16 protein-coding genes are annotated in these 18648 nt (G+C 38.8%); 3 read left to right on the forward strand and 13 right to left on the reverse strand.

Annotated elements, in window-relative coordinates; genetic code table 11:
* Positions 1 to 38: 38 nt before the first annotated feature.
* Complete coding sequence (locus KZC02_RS10305; protein ID WP_221394031.1) at positions 39 to 4073, reverse strand: cache domain-containing protein; 4035 nt, start codon at positions 4071 to 4073, stop codon at positions 39 to 41.
* A 365-nt stretch (positions 4074 to 4438) separates the two neighbouring features.
* On the opposite strand from KZC02_RS10305, the gene KZC02_RS10310 reads away from it, so the two are divergent.
* Positions 4439 to 5191 carry a hypothetical protein gene (locus KZC02_RS10310; protein WP_221394032.1) on the forward strand — a complete coding sequence of 251 codons (753 nt, stop codon included), beginning with the start codon at positions 4439 to 4441 and terminating at the stop codon, positions 5189 to 5191.
* A gap of 120 nt (positions 5192 to 5311) precedes the next feature.
* On the opposite strand, the gene KZC02_RS10315 is transcribed toward KZC02_RS10310, so the two are convergent.
* The 6 genes from KZC02_RS10315 to KZC02_RS10335 form a co-directional block, all read right to left on the reverse strand.
* Positions 5312 to 6940 (reverse strand): FtsX-like permease family protein, encoded by a 1629-nt coding sequence (locus tag KZC02_RS10315; protein ID WP_310590426.1) that lies wholly within the window; start codon positions 6938 to 6940, stop codon positions 5312 to 5314.
* A 34-nt stretch (positions 6941 to 6974) separates the two neighbouring features.
* Positions 6975 to 7727, reverse strand: coding sequence for an ABC transporter permease (locus tag KZC02_RS32880; RefSeq protein WP_310590427.1), 753 nt, complete (start codon positions 7725 to 7727; stop codon positions 6975 to 6977).
* 173 nt (positions 7728 to 7900) lie between these two features.
* A complete protein-coding gene (locus KZC02_RS10320) occupies positions 7901 to 8863 on the reverse strand; it encodes an ion channel (protein ID WP_221394033.1) in 963 nt (320 codons plus the stop codon).
* 45 nt (positions 8864 to 8908) lie between these two features.
* Entirely contained in the window at positions 8909 to 9112 is a 204-nt protein-coding gene (locus tag KZC02_RS10325) for a hypothetical protein (RefSeq protein WP_221394034.1), read from the reverse strand.
* A gap of 39 nt (positions 9113 to 9151) precedes the next feature.
* Entirely contained in the window at positions 9152 to 9742 is a 591-nt protein-coding gene (locus tag KZC02_RS10330; protein ID WP_221394035.1) for a Uma2 family endonuclease, read from the reverse strand.
* Positions 9743 to 9858: 116 nt separating this feature from the next.
* Entirely contained in the window at positions 9859 to 12273 is a 2415-nt protein-coding gene (locus KZC02_RS10335; RefSeq protein ID WP_221394036.1) for an ABC transporter permease, read from the reverse strand.
* Between the two features lie 238 nt (positions 12274 to 12511).
* Between KZC02_RS10335 and KZC02_RS10340 the strand changes: the two genes are divergently transcribed.
* Together KZC02_RS10340 and KZC02_RS10345 are read left to right on the forward strand one after the other, a co-directional pair.
* Positions 12512 to 12715 (forward strand): DUF2281 domain-containing protein, encoded by a 204-nt coding sequence (locus tag KZC02_RS10340; RefSeq protein ID WP_221394037.1) that lies wholly within the window; start codon positions 12512 to 12514, stop codon positions 12713 to 12715.
* Positions 12715 to 13098 (forward strand): type II toxin-antitoxin system VapC family toxin, encoded by a 384-nt coding sequence (locus tag KZC02_RS10345; protein WP_221394038.1) that lies wholly within the window; start codon positions 12715 to 12717, stop codon positions 13096 to 13098. The genes KZC02_RS10340 and KZC02_RS10345 overlap by 1 nt, the downstream gene beginning before the upstream one ends.
* Positions 13099 to 13593: 495 nt before the next feature.
* Here the strand turns inward: KZC02_RS10345 and KZC02_RS10350 are convergent, their stop codons facing one another.
* The 6 genes from KZC02_RS10350 to KZC02_RS10375 all read right to left on the reverse strand — a co-directional run bounded on the left by KZC02_RS10350 (position 13594) and on the right by KZC02_RS10375 (position 18630).
* Positions 13594 to 13983 (reverse strand): type II toxin-antitoxin system VapC family toxin, encoded by a 390-nt coding sequence (locus KZC02_RS10350; protein WP_221394039.1) that lies wholly within the window; start codon positions 13981 to 13983, stop codon positions 13594 to 13596.
* A gap of 67 nt (positions 13984 to 14050) precedes the next feature.
* A complete protein-coding gene (locus KZC02_RS10355) occupies positions 14051 to 14239 on the reverse strand; it encodes a hypothetical protein (protein WP_221394040.1) in 189 nt (62 codons plus the stop codon).
* Positions 14240 to 14385: 146 nt separating this feature from the next.
* Positions 14386 to 16842, reverse strand: coding sequence for an ABC transporter permease (locus KZC02_RS10360; RefSeq protein ID WP_221394041.1), 2457 nt, complete (start codon positions 16840 to 16842; stop codon positions 14386 to 14388).
* Positions 16843 to 16984: 142 nt separating this feature from the next.
* Complete coding sequence (locus tag KZC02_RS10365; RefSeq protein WP_221394042.1) at positions 16985 to 17653, reverse strand: hypothetical protein; 669 nt, start codon at positions 17651 to 17653, stop codon at positions 16985 to 16987.
* Between the two features lie 468 nt (positions 17654 to 18121).
* Complete coding sequence (locus KZC02_RS10370) at positions 18122 to 18355, reverse strand: hypothetical protein (protein WP_221394043.1); 234 nt, start codon at positions 18353 to 18355, stop codon at positions 18122 to 18124.
* Positions 18355 to 18630: a hypothetical protein gene (locus tag KZC02_RS10375; protein WP_221394044.1), complete on the reverse strand. Its 276-nt coding sequence runs from the start codon at positions 18628 to 18630 to the stop codon at positions 18355 to 18357. The genes KZC02_RS10370 and KZC02_RS10375 overlap by 1 nt, the downstream gene beginning before the upstream one ends.
* Positions 18631 to 18648: the final 18 nt, after the last annotated feature.

Below are 18648 nucleotides of genomic sequence, written 5' to 3' on the forward strand. Positions count from 1 at the left end.
TTACATCTTATGGGCAATTATTTCGAAACCGAAAGGCGTTACTTGCTGGTTTGCCCGGCTTTACCTGCTCCTAATGACGACAGCATATTAATAATTGTTGGCACAACCGCTGCCAAAGCACTTAACGTGGTGATAAGTTTAGTACTGGTTTCGTGCTGCGACGAAAGAAGAAAAGCTAAAATCGTTAATAAAATCAGGGCCATTGGTGCCTTTATTTTATTCCAGTTGCTGTTATCATTGATTTTTTGTTTAATAATTTCTTCTTCGGCCCTGCCTATTCCTTTTAAGATGAAATTACGAAAACCCTGGTTAAACAATTTGAGTGTACCATTAATCCGAATGATCACCCCTTTATTGATTAGTAAACTAACTGTATACTGATCATATGCATTGACCATACCGTCTTCTGCCATATCATAGAGCACAAATTTTTCTTCCTTGGTCAACGACTGCCAGATATAAAAATAGTAATAATGGGAAGCAGCCTGCAGTTTAAAGACGAGTCCTTCTTCGTACTTATTCTGTTTGTCCATTGAAACCGGAGGAGCGGCTTTCAGTGTGGGTTCGCTCATATCATTTAAAAATCGGGTATACTCAGTTTCCTTCCGTATCAATGGATAAGTTGATGCAGTCATTATTTTTCTGCCTGCTAATCTGGACAGCTGACGTATAATAATGCGAAAACGACCTAATAAAACTTCCCAACGTTCTATACTTTGCTTATACAATTCATTTCCTATAGTTTTGTTTAAACATTCAAGCATGGTCTCAGGATGTATTGTAGAGAGAATAATTACTTTGTCGCTTTTCCCATTAAATACCACTTTTTCAAGGAATTGCAGTTTGGTATAACTTGTACCAGGATTTTGGAAGTCATATTCAAAATGCTTGATGATGATCAGCTTGTACGAATATTCACCTGCTTTATTTACCAATCTGTTCCATTTCAGTAGTGCACTTGCCGAACTTCCTTTGCCCGGAATTTCAAGCATATCTACGATCAGCACATCATTTTCAATGAAATTATTATTTTTATCCAGTAATTCTTTACTGCAATAAGTATCATTTTTAATCATTGCTTTTAAAAATTCCAATTTTCCCGAACCGGGTAAACCTATCATAAACAGCAGCTTATTGGTGCTGTCACTTTTCAATATCTCTTTATCCAGCTCACTCCAGTATTTGGTATCAGGAAGGTTAATTGCAAAAAGCTTTTTAACAACATAGTATATAAGCAGGAAAAGAAATACGAGAATGGCAGCTAAAAAAGACCAGAATAAGCTGCCCGGCCATTCAAAAAATGATGGAAGTACATAGTTCAGATTGGCAGAACCCAATGCTATAAATCCGGCACCTTCTCTCTTGCGTAAATAAGTATAAGTTTTGCCAGTACCTGAGGAAGTTTCTTTCACCAGATTATTAAAGAGAAAAGAGGTGTCCCTGGCATGTGAAATATAAAAATTGCGCCTTCTGACCGTATTATCATTTTGATAAACGCGAAACTGATTAAGAATTTTTATGGACGCATTGTTTTCCCTTGTACTGTTTTCCACAATAAATTTGGTAGACGAATCAGGAGAATTCTTTAATTCCCGGATCCAGCAGGAATCACGATAAAAAAGCCTGTTCAGCGATTTGTAGGTAGGATCATTGTTTTGATAAGCCTTTTGAAGCAATTTATTCCCAAGTTCGTATTGTTTCAGCCGGGCAATGAGATGCTGGTCATAATTGTAGGAGGCCATGTAAAAAATCAGAACAGACAATCCGTTGGCCACCAACAGCCAGCTGAACAAAAAGAATGTAAAGCTTTGATAATAAGTGAATTTATTAAAGACAGAAACTGCTCTTTGGTGAAAATTAGCCTGCCGTTTTGACAAAAACAAAATTAACAATGCCGGTAACAAGCAAATAAACTCAAAGAGCAAAAAGTGAAATATGGATTGATCAAGTGTTTTATAAGCAAAAAAATTAACCGCCACAGGAATCAGCATTCCCCATACAACAGCCTTTAATTTATATCTGCTGTGGGATTTTTTTCCTTTAAACCAATAACTCTGAAAAAACAGTAGATGGAGAAAAACAGGAATGACGGAAACAGCAAATACGAGATAAAAAAACCTGGTAATGAAGGATTCGTAGGAGAAAAACCATAGAATAAGTATGATCCAGAGGTTAAACAGGGAAGCCAGAGTATATTGGCGGTGCGATGATTCCCGCGGACCAATCCAACTGGTATCAAACAATTGAATACGGAATACGGATCGTCTGGCGGAGGCAAAAAATATGATCAGCACCTGAATGAGCAGCATAAAAAAAAGTAAAAGCTGCATGGATATAGTAAATGTGTAAACCTCTATATCCCGGGTTTCTTTAAAATCCATGTCGTCAAGAATAACCAAATGATACGGCAAGCCGCTTAATGACTGGATCAGGACTTCGTATTCATGGCCTCCATATTTGGAATGAAAAGAATTGGAAGTCCCGGACTGAAGGCAGGTCGCAAGATCGTCGCGTTCAGAGAACTCTTCCAGCAGATTTTCATTTAAATTTTTTGTTTTATTGGAATGATACAAAACCTTCCCGGCCCTGTCAATGACCGCAAAACTATATCCCGGGGGCATCAGTACCTGGTCGAAACATTTGAGATTGACAGACATAGCAGCCACATTTCCCTCATTATTTATTTTATTATACTGCGAAGGAATGGCAATGGCTGTTAGAAAAAGCCCGCTTGTCCATGACATCACCTGTTCGATGTAAAATGCCGGTAATGTGTCCTTTTTTAAATAATAAGCCTGCCTGTCCTGTATCTTTTTAAAATATTCCCTTTCAGCAAAATTCCCACGCGAAATTGCACGCTGGGGTTTTACATTCCATGTTTTGATGTCCGTCCCTTTGGAATCGAGCCAGAATATGCGGCTGATGTCGATACCGGTAATCAATGAATTGATCCGGAATTCAGGAGAAATACTATTCTGTGTTGTATCGTTTCTGGTGTTTCGGGGTATATTTTTTATCGTATAAAAATCCTTTTGAAATGCCGGGTCGCCTGCCATTAAGCTGTCAAGTCTGGCTAGTGCCTTTGCAGTTCTGACAATTTCTGTGATGAAAGCCGATGAAAGGGAATTAACCAGAACTTGTTTGGGATTTCTGGCTCCATTTCTGAAAGGAACATTATACTTGAAAAATAAAAAAAACAGCAGGGAAATAAGCAGCATAAATACCATAATGGACGATATTCCATCCGAAATAGTAAGCCTGTCCTCTTTCCCCATCTGGTGCAGTTTAATGATAGGAAGGGTAACGAAAATGACAAGAAATACTGTTACGAGCAACAGAATAATACGTGGCGGAAGTTTGTTTCTCTCTTTCTGAAAATGATCACTGGAAAGCAGGCCTACAACGATCCATTTCGTATCGCTGCTATAAACCACCGGTTGCAAAAATAATTTGTAATTAACCCCACTGATTTGCTTTTCCTTGATTGCCGAACCTTCACCCTTTGAAACAAATAAAGTATCAGCATGGCTGGAATAGTTCAGTCCCGAAGCGAAGGTTTCATAAACGATTTGATTGTTACCAAAAACGATGTATTCGTCAAAAACATCATCTTGTGGCAATAGCGGCTTAATAAATTTATCGAAATCGTAAGTCAGCGATATTTGATAATCTCCGTTCTGACTTCTTTTTGCCCGGCTTAAAATTAACTGCTGGCTGATGCTGGCGATCGTTGCCGGCCTGAAAACCGAATCCTTATCCAGCGGACGAATCAGGCTGATCGTGAACTGACTTTTCACAAGATTTCTTTGAACATCCTGCTTCCTGATCATATCATTCTGATCACGGATCGAGTCAGGTGCAGTAACAAGTAAATTATTGAGTAGAGAAAAACTGTTTTTTATTTTTTCCTGTATGTTTCTGTCGATATTCTGCAAGGTCCGGAATCTCCATTCCTTGATACCACTTTCGTTATTGGGCAAATAAATGTAGTAGTAACCTGCGCCAAGCAAAATTATAATGGCAAGCGTTGCAAGAACAGGTATTTGTTCCCGGGAAGGAAGAAAAGATTTCATTAGTGACAACCATTAAAAGCAATAAAACTGACAAATAAATCATATCGTTTTTAGGGTTATTACAGGTTCCGGACGGTCAATAATATGGAATTGGCAATGTTATTCCAATTCCTTAAAACACCGGCCAATCATATTTAATCGAGAAATAATATGCTGATTAACAGATATTTGAAATTATAAAATTTACCAGCAATATTAGCTAAGGTGCAGGCAGTATTGATTAAACGGTTTTTTGGAAGCAATTAGCTTTCAGTTATTAAGCTATTGGCTTTCATTTGACAGATGGCGCTTAGTTCTTTCAAAACGTATACTATTAAATTGAAAAATCAGTTCTAATTGCAAAGTCTCCTAATTAATCGTGATTTATGCAAAAAAAGCTACCTTTTGTCATTATTAAATTCAAAATCCGGATTGTTATTTTTATCCTTTTGGCATTTCAATCCTGTCATTCCCCCGACACAGAACCAGTAAACCCATACGATTATTTCCCATTAGAAGTTGGCAGTTTTCAAGTTTACAGTGTAACGGAAGAAGTTTATTCTGCGGGTCAGAAAGCTCCAACAGTCAAAATGTGGTATGAGAAGAATGAAATTATTCGAATGAACAAAGATTCTGACGTGGGATCAACATTTACAGTTTCGCATTCAGTAAGAAATAACCCGTCAGATTATTGGCAAAAGATTAAGGAATACAGCGTCCAGTCTTCTCCTGACAAAATCATCCAGAATCAAGACAATGAGATTTTCACTTCTTTGGTTTTTCCGTATAGCCCGACGGTTCAATGGGATGGTTATCAATATTTTAATATGGATAAAAATGATCCACGCAAGGGTTATTTATTTCATTACGAAGATCTGAACCAGCCTGTAACAATCGATTCAATCAAATTTGACAGGACACTAAAAGTTTCTGAACGGAGCGACACTACATTTAAAAGTGACTCTTCATCCAGAGAGTTTTATAGATTAGGATTCAAACAGTATGCGATTGGCGTTGGTATGATTGCCGACGTACAGGCAGATTTTGAGTACCTGCAGGAAAATGGAGAATTTATCGGATACCGGATTATCGGCTCCGGAACCAGAAGAATCAAGAAAATAATTGCATTTGGGAGGTAGGAGCTCGGAATAAAATTCGGTTAAAAGGCGAAAAGGTTAACGCCGAGCAACAGATATTCGTAAGAAGTTTACGGATTTACTCCCGTTTACCTTTTATCCTTTTCGCCTTTAACCCTCTTTTCACTCACTCCTCAACGCTTTCACCGGATTCATCAAAGCTGCTCTGATGCTTTGGAAACTGATCGTGATTAACGCAATAGCGATTACCGCAAAACCAGTCAAAGCGAATACCCACCAGTTGATGTCGACCTTGTAAGTAAAATCTTTAAGCCATTCCTGCATTCCGTACCAGGCAACAGGTGAAGCGATTACAAGTGCTATTACAACCAACTTTACGAAATCGACTGAAAATAGCCCGAATATGTTGAACGCTGTTGCACCAATGGCTTTGCGGATTCCCATTTCTTTGGTGCGAGATTCTACCATGAAAGCCACCACGCCGTACAAACCCAGACAACCAATGAAAATGGCAATTCCCGCCAGGATCCTGAACAGTGAAAACAGCTTTTCTTCTTTGGCGTAAAAGTTATTCAATGTCTCGTCGTAAAATGTGTATTTGAATAGATAATCAGGATAAGTGGACGACCATGCTTTCTCAATTCTTTCAAGTTGTTTGCTGTCCGCATTTTTTGAAAGTTTGATTCCCAGATTATAATAATTACTTTTTTCAGTGGTCAGTACGCAGGGAATGATCTCGCGGTGAAGACTGTATGTATTAAAATTCCTGATAACACCCACAATCGGCAGCTTGTAGTCGGAGCCACCAATTGCCATTCGTTTGCCAATAATCTCTTCCGGGTTTTTCATTCCCATGGCTTTTACAAATGCTTCATTAACAACATATTCCCGCATCGTATCAGCCGGAAGATACATTCTGCCGGCAACCATTTCCATACCGTAAGTTTTCACATAAGCTGTATCTGCCGGTCGCATTACTACTTCAAATTTCAGGAATTCAGTATCATTTTCAAACTTAAAGCCCGTTTGCCAGTTGCTTTGAGACATCGGTGTAAAAGAACTTAATGTCATTGATTTTATACCCGATTCCGACGCAAGTTTTGCTTTAAGCGCTTCCATTTTGTCAAAGCCTGGCTCAGGAATTGCGACGTTTACGATCTCATCTTTTTCAAAACCTACATCCATGGTTTTGAAATATTTCATCTGATTGTAAGCAATCACAGTGCCGATCAGCACTACCTGCGAGATTGTAAACTGAAGTACAATAAGTCCGCGACGCAGATTAGCCTGATTATTTCCACCTGACTTCATTTTACCTTTTAAAGCCAGTATTGGCTGGAAACCTGAAACTACCATCGCCGGATAAAAACCCGCTAAAATTGTGGTAAGAACGGTGAGGAAAGCAAGAAATGTCAAAACGATAGGATCCGTAAAAAACATTACACCTTTCGAATTGATATTCAGCACGTTTGATACATAGGGCAATACGAGTTGGGATACAACTAACGCCAGAACGACCGACAAAAATGTAATGATCCCGGTTTCCGAAAAATACTGACGGAGCAATTGTCCACGAGTGCTTCCAAGCACCTTACGGACACCAACTTCCCGCGAACGTCTGAGCGCTTGTGCGGTGGCCAGATTTACAAAGTTGACGCATGCCGTTATCAATATAAAAATTCCAACGAGGATCATCGTCCAGATCATTCCTTTACTGATAGAACGCCCGGCATAATTGTTCATTTTTGTATCAAAATGAATGTCATTTACCGGCTGCAGTAGAAAATCCATTTCTGCAACATCCTTGGGTTCTTTGTATTTTTTATTAAATGCCTAGTAGTTGCTTTTCAAACTTCTGCTGAGTTATGGATTGAGGTAATTTCAAATACACTTGTCCGCCCCCATAAGTAGAAGCCCAGTCGTCCCAGTTGGTAAATGCGCCATATTCTTTCAATGACGAAAAAGACAACATCGTTTGGAACGGGAAATTTGTAGTGAGCGGTGGATCAGCTAACAAGCCGGTTACAACGAAATTCATATGATTGTTTACCCGGATGGTTTTCCCCATTGGCTCGTCGTTTCCAAAGTATTTTTTTGCCTGTGTTTCAGTCAAAACCACAGAGCCCGGGCTTGTCAGTGAAGTGGAAGGGGAACCTTTTAACCACTTGTAATCAAGCATATTGAAAAATTCAGGAGCAATGAATGAAATAGCATAAAAAGGATCAGAGATCTTCTTTTTATTGCCTTTTTTATCAATTGTGATCAGCGTTTCCTTTATTGCATACGTGCACGCAACCTGATTTTTAATCTCCGGAAAATCATTTTTAAGTGCAGCCAGGACCGGAAGCGGCATTCCCGGATTAAAACCTTTTTCACCCCGTTTCTTGAAGTGCTGAACCAGGCGATATAACTGGTCAACATTTTTTTGATGTGCATCAAAACTTAACTCGTATCGCACGGTAAAAAAGATCAGCAGACAGCATGCTAATCCAAGTGTAAGTCCTGTGACATTGATCACCGTAAAATTCCAGTTACGGCGGAGATTGCGAAAAGAAGTAATCAGATAGTTTTTAATCATGGCTGGTAGATGCAAACGGAGTAAATCGTTATTCAATCCGTAACATCTTTAAAACTATACCACCTTTATATACACCTGATTGTCAGAATTTTAACAAAATAAAATTTAAACTTTATGTCCGGTTCCGAACACTCAAGTTCAGGTTTGGACAGGAAAATTCATGAATTATACATCTATTGAGGCAGCTCCGCTTTCTCGTGCAGATCAATTTTATCAAGCATCAGGTGGGTATAGGTTTCGTCGTCAGATCTTGCATACATAGGAAGAAAACGGGCTCCATAAATCATCTCATCCTGGATGTACGAAGTTCGTTGCTGAACAGTGTTTGAGAAATGATCGTCAAATGCTTTAATGGTAATCATTAGTTCAATTCGGGAGTCGATAAAATCCTGTTCGGAATAGTCGCTTAGCGGACTTTTCTCATCAATTGGATGCACAAGTGTCCAGCTCAAAGCAAGTGAATTAATACGACTGATATCAAGCGTTAAAGGAAAGAATTTAGTCACCGTTTTGTCATTTTCCTGAACGTGAACCGCCATGGTTACAAGCGCTTCTGCATCCGTCAAATGATTATTCTTATATGTTGCTACGCGAAACATCAAGGCTCTTCCGCCTTTGAACGGAGCGATCAGGAAATGCGAACTGAATAGAATATATGCCTTTGGCCGCGAGAATCTGGCATAAAACATTCCCGTAACCAATGCAAAAGACATAATTCCCATGAACGATTCAAGAGAAGCGACAACGTTTGTAATAAATCCAACCGGACTGATATGCCCGTAGCCGACTGTTGTTAAGGTTTGGGAACTGAAAAAGAATGCCTGCAGAAAATCTTCAATAAAGCTTCCGACAGGTGTAGTTCCTGCAAGCTTGTCGACGCCTATCGTATAATATAATGCAGCGAAAAATAAGTTGATAGTCGTATAAATAGCAAAAACAGTCGCCGTAAACGTCAACTGACTCATGCGTAGTAAGGAGTGATAAACGCTGATCCTTTCGTAAAAAGGAATACCAGTTTTCCGCAGATTGATCCGGCCATCCTTGTTAGTCAGCCTGCCACCTTCAGCGCTGCTGTTCGGGCTGAAACCGGTATTGTCAATGGAATTGTGCTTTGTTTGTGATGATTGTTTGGCCATGTAAGTTGTTCTTACCTTTTGAAATCTCGTAAAGGTAATGCCTGCTCATTGAAGCCGTTCAATCCGGCCGTCAAAATATTCTGCAACCGGCGTACCATCTTGCAGATAATAAACCAATGGCTGGCCAATCGAAAAAAGATAATCCTTCGCGCGTTGATAAGATTTATGTTTCCAATCTTTAAGTTCCAAAGCAGTCATTTTGCCTGGACTCTTTACCATTATGCCTTTCCTGATGATTATCTCCTCCATGAATCTGGAAATGGATTAACCTGATTTTTAATACATTTTTTAAATAAAGTGCCCACCGAGATCTTCCGTATCTCTATAAACATCCCGAACAGGCAATGTCAGGTTCACACTGCGTATTTCTATATGTTTATCCATAGAATAAGCCTCTGATGAAAGCACCCAGGAGCCCTCGTCATTTTTCAAAAAAACCTCCATACCAAGTTTACGGGAATTAATCAGTACGTATTCTTTTAATGAAGGAATATCTCTGTAGAGTTGAAACTTCTCTCCTCTGTCATATGCCTCAGTACTTTCAGACAACACTTCTATGATTACGTGGGGATTTAGCAGCGTGTCCTTTTGACTACTCAAAAATTCATTCTTTCCACAAACAATAATGAAATCAGGATAGGTATAGAGGCTATTTGAGGGTATGTGTGTTCGCATGTCACTGGAAAAAGTATTGCATGACTTACCCATAAAAAAATTATACGCTATGCCTGAAAGGTTTTGTGTAATTCTGTTATGATTATATTTTGCACCTGCCATTGCAAATACCTCACCCTTATAATATTCGCTTTTGAATTCGGCAAGGCGTTCTCTTTCCAAATATTCAGTTTCACTAAGATATTTTTGCGCTACTACAGCCATAAGCGATGTTGTTTTAACAAAAATAGCGATTTTTAAAGATTGAGAAAAGAAGAGTATTTCGTTACAAGCATTAATTCCTTTCTTTCGTCAATCTCAAAAATTTCATCGCTCCTTTTTCACTCGCTCTTCAAACTCTTCACCGGATTCATCAAAGCAGCCTTAATACTCTGAAAGCTCACCGTAGCAACAGCCACAAAAATCGCCGCCAAACCTACTCCGACAAATATCAAAGGATTTATTTCAATGCGATACGGATAATTATCAAGCCATTTTTGCATAAAAAACCAGGCCAGCGGCGTGGCAATTACAATGGCCACTAATACCATTTTTACAAAATCCTGCGACAGTACGAACACCAGATTTGAAATACTTGCGCCCAGTACTTTTCGAACCCCTATTTCTTTGGTTCTCTGTTCAATAACTATAAGCGCCACCGCAAATAAACCAAGGCATGAAAGTAAAATTGCTATCCCCGAAGCCAGACTAAATACCTGTGAAAGCCTTTCCTCTTCCTTATACCAGTTGTCGGTATTCTCGTCCATAAACGAACCCTTAAACTCCGATTCTGGCGCTACTTCTTTCCAGACAGCTTTGAGTTTATCCATTGACACTTTCAGACTTTGCGGTGTAACACGGATAAATATATAGCTTGGTGAATGTGACAGGTGAATTGTAATAGGCATCTTGTCACTTTTAGTAGAGTACAAATTAAAATCAGGAATGACACCAATGATCTGTATTTTCGCGCCTGCCGTATCAGTTTGAAAATATTTGCCAACGGGTTCCGGCTCTCCTATCATTTTAGCCATACTTTCCGTAACAACAACCCTATCCAGCGAGTCGGCAGGATAAGCCGGATCAAATTCACGGCCGCCAAGCAATTTGATATTCAGCGTTTTTAGATATTCATAATCTACTCCAAGCCAGTCCGTTAATACTTCTTTTTCTTTGTATGTAAATCCGATAACACTCCTGGACGTACTGCCATCGGTTCCTACACCAAGGTTAACTGCTGAGCCGGTTATACCCAGAATTGAAGGATCAGAAGCAAGTTTGTTTCTTACTCTTTGCATAGCTTGCTTTCCATCTATTTTGTTTCCGACTGGTATACTGATTACCTGCTCCTTTTGAAAGCCAAGTGGTTGATTACGCAAGTGATTCACCTGCTGAACAGCAATGATGGTGCAGCAAATCAATAAGCTTGACAACGTGAATTGTGTGATGATCAGAGAATTACGTAAGATACCCGGTTTTTTCAAAGTCACTTTTCCCTTCAACACTTCCACGGCATTGAACTTTGACATTTGCCAAGCAGGATAACCACCCGCCAAGGTTGTAACCAATACAAATATTCCCAGAATCAGCGCAATCTTGTCGGGCTTCAACATGTAATCAAGCGTCAGTTTCGATTTGAACGTAGCGTTGAAAGTAGGTAACAATAGCGTCGCCAAAATAACACCTACGAGAAATCCAACAAAACAAATAACCGCAGCTTCGCCCCATATCTGGACAAATAGTTGATTCTTTAATGCTCCCAGAGATTTTCTGACCCCTACTTCTCTTGCTCTGATAAAGGACCGGGCAACATTGAGATTGATAAAATTGATACACGCGATCAGTAGTATAAAGAATGCGATACCCATTAATGCATAAACCAATGCAACTGGCGTGCTTCCACCAGTTACTAATTCAGTACCAAAATGCACATTGGCCATTTTTTGTAATCTTATGGCGAATATGTCTCCGCGTTCGTCAGGTTTGGCGCCTTTCTTTTTGAGACTGGTAAAATTTTCAGCCAGGTACTTTTGTGCAAAAGGTTTAAGTTTCTTTTCAAAACTGTCCCGGTCCGTGTTCGGTGACAGTTTCAGATATACTACATGCGAACGTGAATCCCAGGCGTCCTTCTGGGACTGATAACCATTTGCGTTTTCTGATCTTACAAATGCATCAAATTGTATAGAAGAATTTTCAGGGAAATCACCTAAAACGCCGGTAACTACGTACTGTTTTTTATTCATTCCCAAGCCAAGCTGTACAGTCTTTCCCATAGGATCTTCTGTACCGAAAATAGCTTTCGCCATATTCTCGCTCATGATAATGCTGCTCAAATCCCTTAGCGCCATATCCTTATTGCCCTTAACAAGTGGAAATGAGAAAATTTTCAAAAAATCAGGATCTATAAATTTGACCTGCTTGTCAAAATATTTGCCCTTGTATTCCACCACATCACTTCCATTTACAATACGCGTTATTCCCTCAATCTCCGGAAATTCTGCTTTGAGTGCCGTAGTGAGTGGAAAGGGCATGGTGGTAGTTTTATCGGCTTTTTCAGGATCATTCGAAAAGAAATAAGGCTGATAAATACGGTCACCATCCGCGTGGAAATTATCAAAAGTGAGCTGAAAATAAGCCGTCAAAAAGAGGAAAACGCTGACGCAAAATGCAACAGAAAGTCCAACAATATTGATAAAAGCATAACCCTTACTTTTCCAGATATTACGGAACGCGATTTTGAGATAGTTTTTGAACATGGCGGATAGCAGTTAGCTATTGAATGGTAGCTTTTTATATATCCGCTTTCAGTTGAATTATCATACCAGATGATAAAAACTCTTATAATATTTTGAAAATAAGACAGTTAACAAATTAGTATAAATGACAAAATGTTCAAAACTGAACAGTTTTGTTCGTTAGCGTACTGCCGCAACTAAATGCTTATAAATAATAAAGCTTTTACTATATTTGTTTAGTGCTTAAAGTAAGAAGAACATGAGCGATTTAACCATTCATACCAAACTAGAAACATTACCTCAGGAATTAAAAAACGAGGTTAATGATTTTATTGATTTTTTAATTCAAAAATCCACTAAATCAGAAGAAAAAATTATCCCTAAGTTTGGAAGTGCAAAAGGCAAAATCAAAATGTCTGCTGATTTTGATGCGCCTCTGGATGACTTTAAGGATTACATGTAATGAATTTTTTGTTAGACACACACACTTTGCTTTGGTTTATAAATGGTGATCTGGAACTTTCGAAAGAAGCAAGAGACATTATCGAGAATCCTAATCATACCAAATTTATTAGTATTGCTACATTCTGGGAAATCGCGATCAAAATAAGCATAGGAAAATTACAACTTGATATGCCATTTCAGGAACTTGAAATTCACGCCTCCAAAAATGGTTTCCAATTATTGCCAATTACGTTTCAACATACACAACAAATAATAACGCTTCCATTACATCACAAGGATCCTTTTGACAGAATCATAATTGCTCAGGCAAGTTGCGATGGTCTTTCAATAATTGGCAAAGATCCACACTTTGTCAATTATGATGTTACCGTGAACTGGTAACCGTCGGCCTTTTCGTGATATTAAAATGATCATGAATTATTTATCCTCAATATCGCTAGTGCCAAGTATGTCTAAAACGGATCTCACGGGGCCACCTACTTTGGAGTATACTAGCCCAATGATTACCGAAATTACTGGCTCGGTATACTCCGAAACGGCCGGCCAGTTATCTCCGAAATTGACACACATTGTCCATTTTTTGTAATCTTATGCGAATATGTCTCCGCGTTCGTCAGGTTTGGCACCTTTCTTTTTTAGGCTCGCAAAACTTTCGGCAAGGTATTTCTGTGCAAAAGGTTTAAGTTTCTTTTCAAAACTGTCCCGATCTGTATTCGGTGGTAATTTCAGATACAATACGTGGGAAAGACATACCGATACAATTAACTACCTAAAAATTAGCAACTTAAATCACAATTACAAATGAAAAATGTTCAAAATCGAACAGTATTGTCCGATGACGAACAGGTTTCCCTATCGCTAAAAAAGCAGAAAAATTCAAATGAATTCTTTGAAAATATGTGGATTATGCACCTCTAAATGAATGATTCTTTCAAAATCACTGAGGTTTCTGTAAAGAAGGGTTAAATCGTATTCAAGAACCGTTGCGGCGATTATCGCATCAGGAAGTTTAATTTTATAAGTTTTACGAATTAAAATAGTCCGATTTACAATCTGTTCGTCTAAATTAATTACAATTGCATTTTCTACCAACCAGATAATTTCAACCGGAACAGAAGAAAATGATAACAATTCAATTTTGTTGACAACAGAAATAACAGGCTCATTGTCAATAATTTGAGCAATTTGTTTGTGTGATTCAGGTGGAAGCAAAAAAGCACAAAAATCAATGATGGTGTTTGTATCTAAAAGATATCTCTTTCCCATTCATTTCTCATGTTTTCCAACTCTTGATTCATTTTAGCTGCTTTTTCCTTATCAAAACTACCTGCAATTAATGACGATAGTCCTTCTCCCGGTGAATTTTTTGCTTTGAAAGATAGTATCCTTTTTTTAGCTCTTCTCTTTTTGCAAGATCAACAACAGGCTTTTCAATCGTTTCGACTGATATATTAAGTTTTTTAGCAAAAGCAATCACCTTGGCGGCTTTGTCTGCACTGTCTGTTTTGAGAATGAGATCCATAATAAAAATGTAAAATCAGAACATTAATTTAAATAAAATATTTCAGCAACCTGAGTATTCCAGTAACTACACAATCTGAATGGGAAACAAATGCTCCGTTGTGAGCTTTATTCTCGTTTTGACTAATATCCTACTTTTTGCAAAAGCTACTCCGATTTCAAAGACTTCACTGGATTTGTAACCGCCGCCTTAATTGCTTGCGAACTTACCGTAATCATCGCAATCACAACTGCAAGTGCTCCCGCCAAAACAAACATCCACCACTGAATGCTGATTTTATAAGCAAAATCCTGCAACCATTTGTTCATTACATACCAGGTAAGAGGCGTTGCGATGATGATGGAAACGATAACAAGTTTGATAAAATCACCTGAAAGTAATCCAACGATACTTCCGATTGAAGCACCCAAAACTTTTCGAACGCCTATCTCTTTAATTCTCTGCTGCGCTGCAAATGTGGCCAGTCCAAACAATCCCAAACAAGAAATCAGAATGGAAATGATTGTGAATGAATTTACTATACGTGCCGTTCTTGCATCGGCGGTATAATTTCTTTGAAAATCTTCATTCAAAAAGCTGTAAGAAAATGGCTCATCAGGCACCATTGATTTCCATTTGGTTTCCAGAAACGGCAGCACTTTCCCAACTTCTGCGGTATTCACATGGGCAATGATGTAATTAAAATCGTTGTTAAACTGTGGGAATAACGCATAGGGTTCAATGGCCTGATGCAAATCTGCAAAGTGGAAATCTTTTACAACACCCACAATCTCAATTCCCTGCGATTTACCCTCATCCTGATTAAAATTAAGTTTTGAACCAACAGCTTTGTCAAGCGGAATGCCAAATTTTCGGATCGTGGCTTCATTAACCACCATTTTAAAATTTGTATCACCCGGAAACTCTGCTGAAAGCATTCTGCCCGCAGCCATTTCGAATCCCATCGTTTTCATAAAGTCCGGCGCAACCCAGTTTGTTTTAACAATCGAGCCTTCGTTCATACTCTGATCCGAACGATATACTGACATATCACTTGGATTTTTGATTCCAGGATAATACGAAGTGCCCGACGCGGACGCAATCTGGTTGTTCTGCAGAATTTCATTTTGGAGAGACGAATAAGCTTTTTTTGCCTGCTCGCTACGCAATGGAATTACAATTTGCTGGTCTTTTGTAAAACCCAATGGTTGATCTCGCATGAAACTGATTTGTCCCTGGATCACCATTGTCGCAACCACAAGTCCGATTGAAATTACGAACTGAAATACAACAAGTCCGCGTCTTAACGCCGTTGCAGAAACCGAGTTGACAAACTTTCCTTTTATAACATCAAGCGGATTAAAAACCGATAAATAAAAAGCCGGATAACTTCCTGATAACAGTCCGGTCAATATGGCCAATACGATGAATGCAACAACTATTTCGGGTTTGAAAAGATCCGAAACAAGCAAAGTTTTATCCGAAAGCTGATTGAATAACGGTAAAAACAAAACCACTGATACTACAGCAAAAATCAAAGCCAGAAACGTAAGCACCATGGATTCGCCCAAAAACTGGCCGATTAACCCTCCTTTTCCAGCTCCCATCACTTTTCGGATACCAACTTCCGCCGCCCGTTTCGCCGACCGCGCCGTGGCAAGATTCATGAAATTAATACAAGCGATCAGCAACGTAAAAATGGCAATTGAAGCCAATACATACAGATATGTTGAGCTGGTAGTCGGAGTAATGATGTCTGTGATCTTGTTAAACAAGTGAATATCCGTCACCGCAAGTAAACTCATATGCTTTGTGTAACCCGCAGCTTTTGTATCTTTTCCGGCATATTTATCCACAAATGCAGGAAGCTTTTTATTGAATTTATCAGGATCAGTTCCTGGTTTTACCCTGATGTAGGTGTAAAACATGTTGTTGTTAGAAAAGTCGTGGTTTCCTTCCCGCATATAATTTCCCACCCAGCCCGACATCATTGGCATAAAGTAGCGCGCATCGAAATGTGATCGTGCACTTTCATCTTTGTACACACCTGTCACTTTGAAGTTTTCCGCATTACCGTCTGTTCCACCGACATTAATCGTTTTGTTCAAAGCTGATTCATTGCCAAAAAGTTTGCTGGCAACATCTTCTGACAATACCACCGAATGAGGATCATTCAAAGCTGTTTTAGGATCGCCTTCCACAAACTGATAAGAAAACATATCGAAAAACGTGGAGTCAACATGGGCTCCCTTTGTTTCAAAAACAGATTTCACCGTTTTTCCCGAATCCATAACTTTTAGCAAAGTCTTGTTTTCCAGGAAGTTCATCCATGCCCGGGTTACCTGTACAACTTCGGGAAACTCTTGTTTTAATGCACCTGCATAAGGCGCCGGAGCACGGGGATTATCCATTTTTTCTCCGCTAAACCGTACGTTTTCGCTGCGAACCAGATACAATTCACCAGCATGTTCCTGATGTTTGTCAAAGGAAACTTCACTCAAAATATAGAGCAGTAACAACATACAGCAGGTCATCCCAACGGACAAACCGAAGACATTGATAAAGGAAAACAGCTTACTCTTCAGCAAGTTTCTCCAGGCGATTTTAAGATAGTTTTTTATCATTTTTAGCTGTGAGCTTTTAGCTATTGGCTATTAGCTCCTTTTAACCTAGAATTTGTTTTAACCAACACATATGCATATATGAACCCCATGCACGGAAACATCTTTCGAAGGCGTTCCCTAGCTAAAAGCTCATAGCCAGCAGCTAATTGCTACTAAATTTTGCAAAATCTCCTTCCGAACCATTTCCTACCCAGAAACCGACTTTGTTTCCCTTTTGACTGCTTAATGCTTTCACAGTCAGACTTGGATTGGAATTGTTATTAACGAACACACTTACTTCTTCATTTTTCACAACCAGACGACAATGAATCCATTCTTCTGGTTCAGGAGCTGGATTTATCGGTTGTTCGTATTTGTTCGGGAATTCAGCTCTTAATTTTGGCCAGTCGTATTTGGGAAGAGAAATGTATTGAACCGAATGATTTCTTCTTTCTTCCTCTGGCGATTTGAAGTTGAACGGCCGGAAATAAACGGCATCGTAAGTGCTGTCATTCGAGCCGCGAAAGGCAATTCCTACAAAGCTTTTCTGCAAAATATTTTTTCCCTTTACATCAAATTCGATAGTACCATCCGTAAACTGAATGCCTTCAAGCCAGGCAATACCCGCTCCTTCTTTTTCATTCAAATGTATATACGATCCTTTCGATCCCGAAGAAATGATACTTACCTCACGGTTATAAGCCTTGACCGTTTTATCAATCACCAGCTTGGACAAATCAACCTCCACCTTTTGCGCAAAACCGGTAATAGACCATATACTGGCTATTACCGGCAGAATTAATTTCCTCAAAAGAAATGCGAGATTCATCATTAATAATTGTATTTTATGTTTTCATTCTTAGCGGACCGAAGCTAATAGTAATATGTAGTAGTAGATAATTGTACCAGCAAACACACGGTCATTTTAACTAATTGATTATAAATAAATTACATCTTATTATAAACAACAAAAGTGTCCGGTTCTGGACACTTTTGTTCGGTATTGGACTGAAAATATTTTGATTAATACAGGTAATCAGGTGTTTGATAATAATCTTTCTTTGATTCTAAAGCACCATCCAGATTTATGCCATTGAGTAAGAATTCCCAGCGTTTGTATAGCCTGATCGTAGTAAATGCTTTGACAAGAATCGAAACTAAAAATACCAATCCGTCTGTTTTTCAGGAATTTTTCATTCACAGACCAACCCATTTGTTTTCAGTAAATACTATATACACTTCAATAATATATTTCATTTCGGTGGGAATTGTTTATAAACATCGCCACGGGTCATTAATCTTAGCAAAATGATATCCGGATGGATATATTCGCAACCAACCCGCCAGTCCCCGATCCTGATTCGATAATAACTTTCACCTTTTTTTGACCTTCCATTGGTTTTACATCAAGTCCGGACTTTTCCAGTTTTTCAGACTTTTCCAATGCATTGATCATTTCCAATACTCGCCTTTGAATATCTCCAGGAGCCGATTTGAAATCTTTTTTGAACCTCTTGACGATTTCAACTACCATTATTTGGTTAACTCGGATACTGGATATCTTTTCTCATCTTTCTGCTCCCTCATAAGTTCAAGTAAAAAATAATCTTCCAACTTTTCGTTCTCTATGATGGCCAGTATTTTGCTCATTTCAACCTCGTTCCAGTTACCTCTTTGCTTTTTCATACTGAATGTAGGAGCAGGTATGCCAATTTGCTCAGCCAGGTAAGCATTTTTATATCCTGACTTGTTAATCAACATCCCCAAATTTTTCTTTAACTCAATATAGCTTTCGATTATATTCAGCATAACAAATTAAATTAATTC

The organism is Dyadobacter sp. NIV53 (genome assembly GCF_019711195.1).
GTDB lineage: Bacteria > Bacteroidota > Bacteroidia > Cytophagales > Spirosomataceae > Dyadobacter.

Excerpts from the sequence above, each read along its gene's own strand:
- KZC02_RS10305 (WP_221394031.1), bottom strand. The coding sequence starts at position 4,073 with ATGAAATCTTTTCTTCCTTCCCGGGAACAAATACCTGTTCTTGCAACG.
- KZC02_RS10310 (WP_221394032.1), top strand. The coding sequence starts at position 4,439 with ATGCAAAAAAAGCTACCTTTTGTCATTATTAAATTCAAAATCCGGATT.
- KZC02_RS10315 (WP_310590426.1), bottom strand. The coding sequence starts at position 6,940 with ATGGATTTTCTACTGCAGCCGGTAAATGACATTCATTTTGATACAAAA.
- KZC02_RS32880 (WP_310590427.1), bottom strand. The coding sequence starts at position 7,727 with ATGATTAAAAACTATCTGATTACTTCTTTTCGCAATCTCCGCCGTAAC.
- KZC02_RS10320 (WP_221394033.1), bottom strand. The coding sequence starts at position 8,863 with ATGGCCAAACAATCATCACAAACAAAGCACAATTCCATTGACAATACC.
- KZC02_RS10325 (WP_221394034.1), bottom strand. The coding sequence starts at position 9,112 with ATGGAGGAGATAATCATCAGGAAAGGCATAATGGTAAAGAGTCCAGGC.
- KZC02_RS10330 (WP_221394035.1), bottom strand. The coding sequence starts at position 9,742 with ATGGCTGTAGTAGCGCAAAAATATCTTAGTGAAACTGAATATTTGGAA.
- KZC02_RS10335 (WP_221394036.1), bottom strand. The coding sequence starts at position 12,273 with ATGTTCAAAAACTATCTCAAAATCGCGTTCCGTAATATCTGGAAAAGT.
- KZC02_RS10340 (WP_221394037.1), top strand. The coding sequence starts at position 12,512 with ATGAGCGATTTAACCATTCATACCAAACTAGAAACATTACCTCAGGAA.
- KZC02_RS10345 (WP_221394038.1), top strand. The coding sequence starts at position 12,715 with ATGAATTTTTTGTTAGACACACACACTTTGCTTTGGTTTATAAATGGT.
- KZC02_RS10350 (WP_221394039.1), bottom strand. The coding sequence starts at position 13,983 with ATGGGAAAGAGATATCTTTTAGATACAAACACCATCATTGATTTTTGT.
- KZC02_RS10355 (WP_221394040.1), bottom strand. The coding sequence starts at position 14,239 with ATGGATCTCATTCTCAAAACAGACAGTGCAGACAAAGCCGCCAAGGTG.
- KZC02_RS10360 (WP_221394041.1), bottom strand. The coding sequence starts at position 16,842 with ATGATAAAAAACTATCTTAAAATCGCCTGGAGAAACTTGCTGAAGAGT.
- KZC02_RS10365 (WP_221394042.1), bottom strand. The coding sequence starts at position 17,653 with ATGATGAATCTCGCATTTCTTTTGAGGAAATTAATTCTGCCGGTAATA.
- KZC02_RS10370 (WP_221394043.1), bottom strand. The coding sequence starts at position 18,355 with ATGGTAGTTGAAATCGTCAAGAGGTTCAAAAAAGATTTCAAATCGGCT.
- KZC02_RS10375 (WP_221394044.1), bottom strand. The coding sequence starts at position 18,630 with ATGCTGAATATAATCGAAAGCTATATTGAGTTAAAGAAAAATTTGGGG.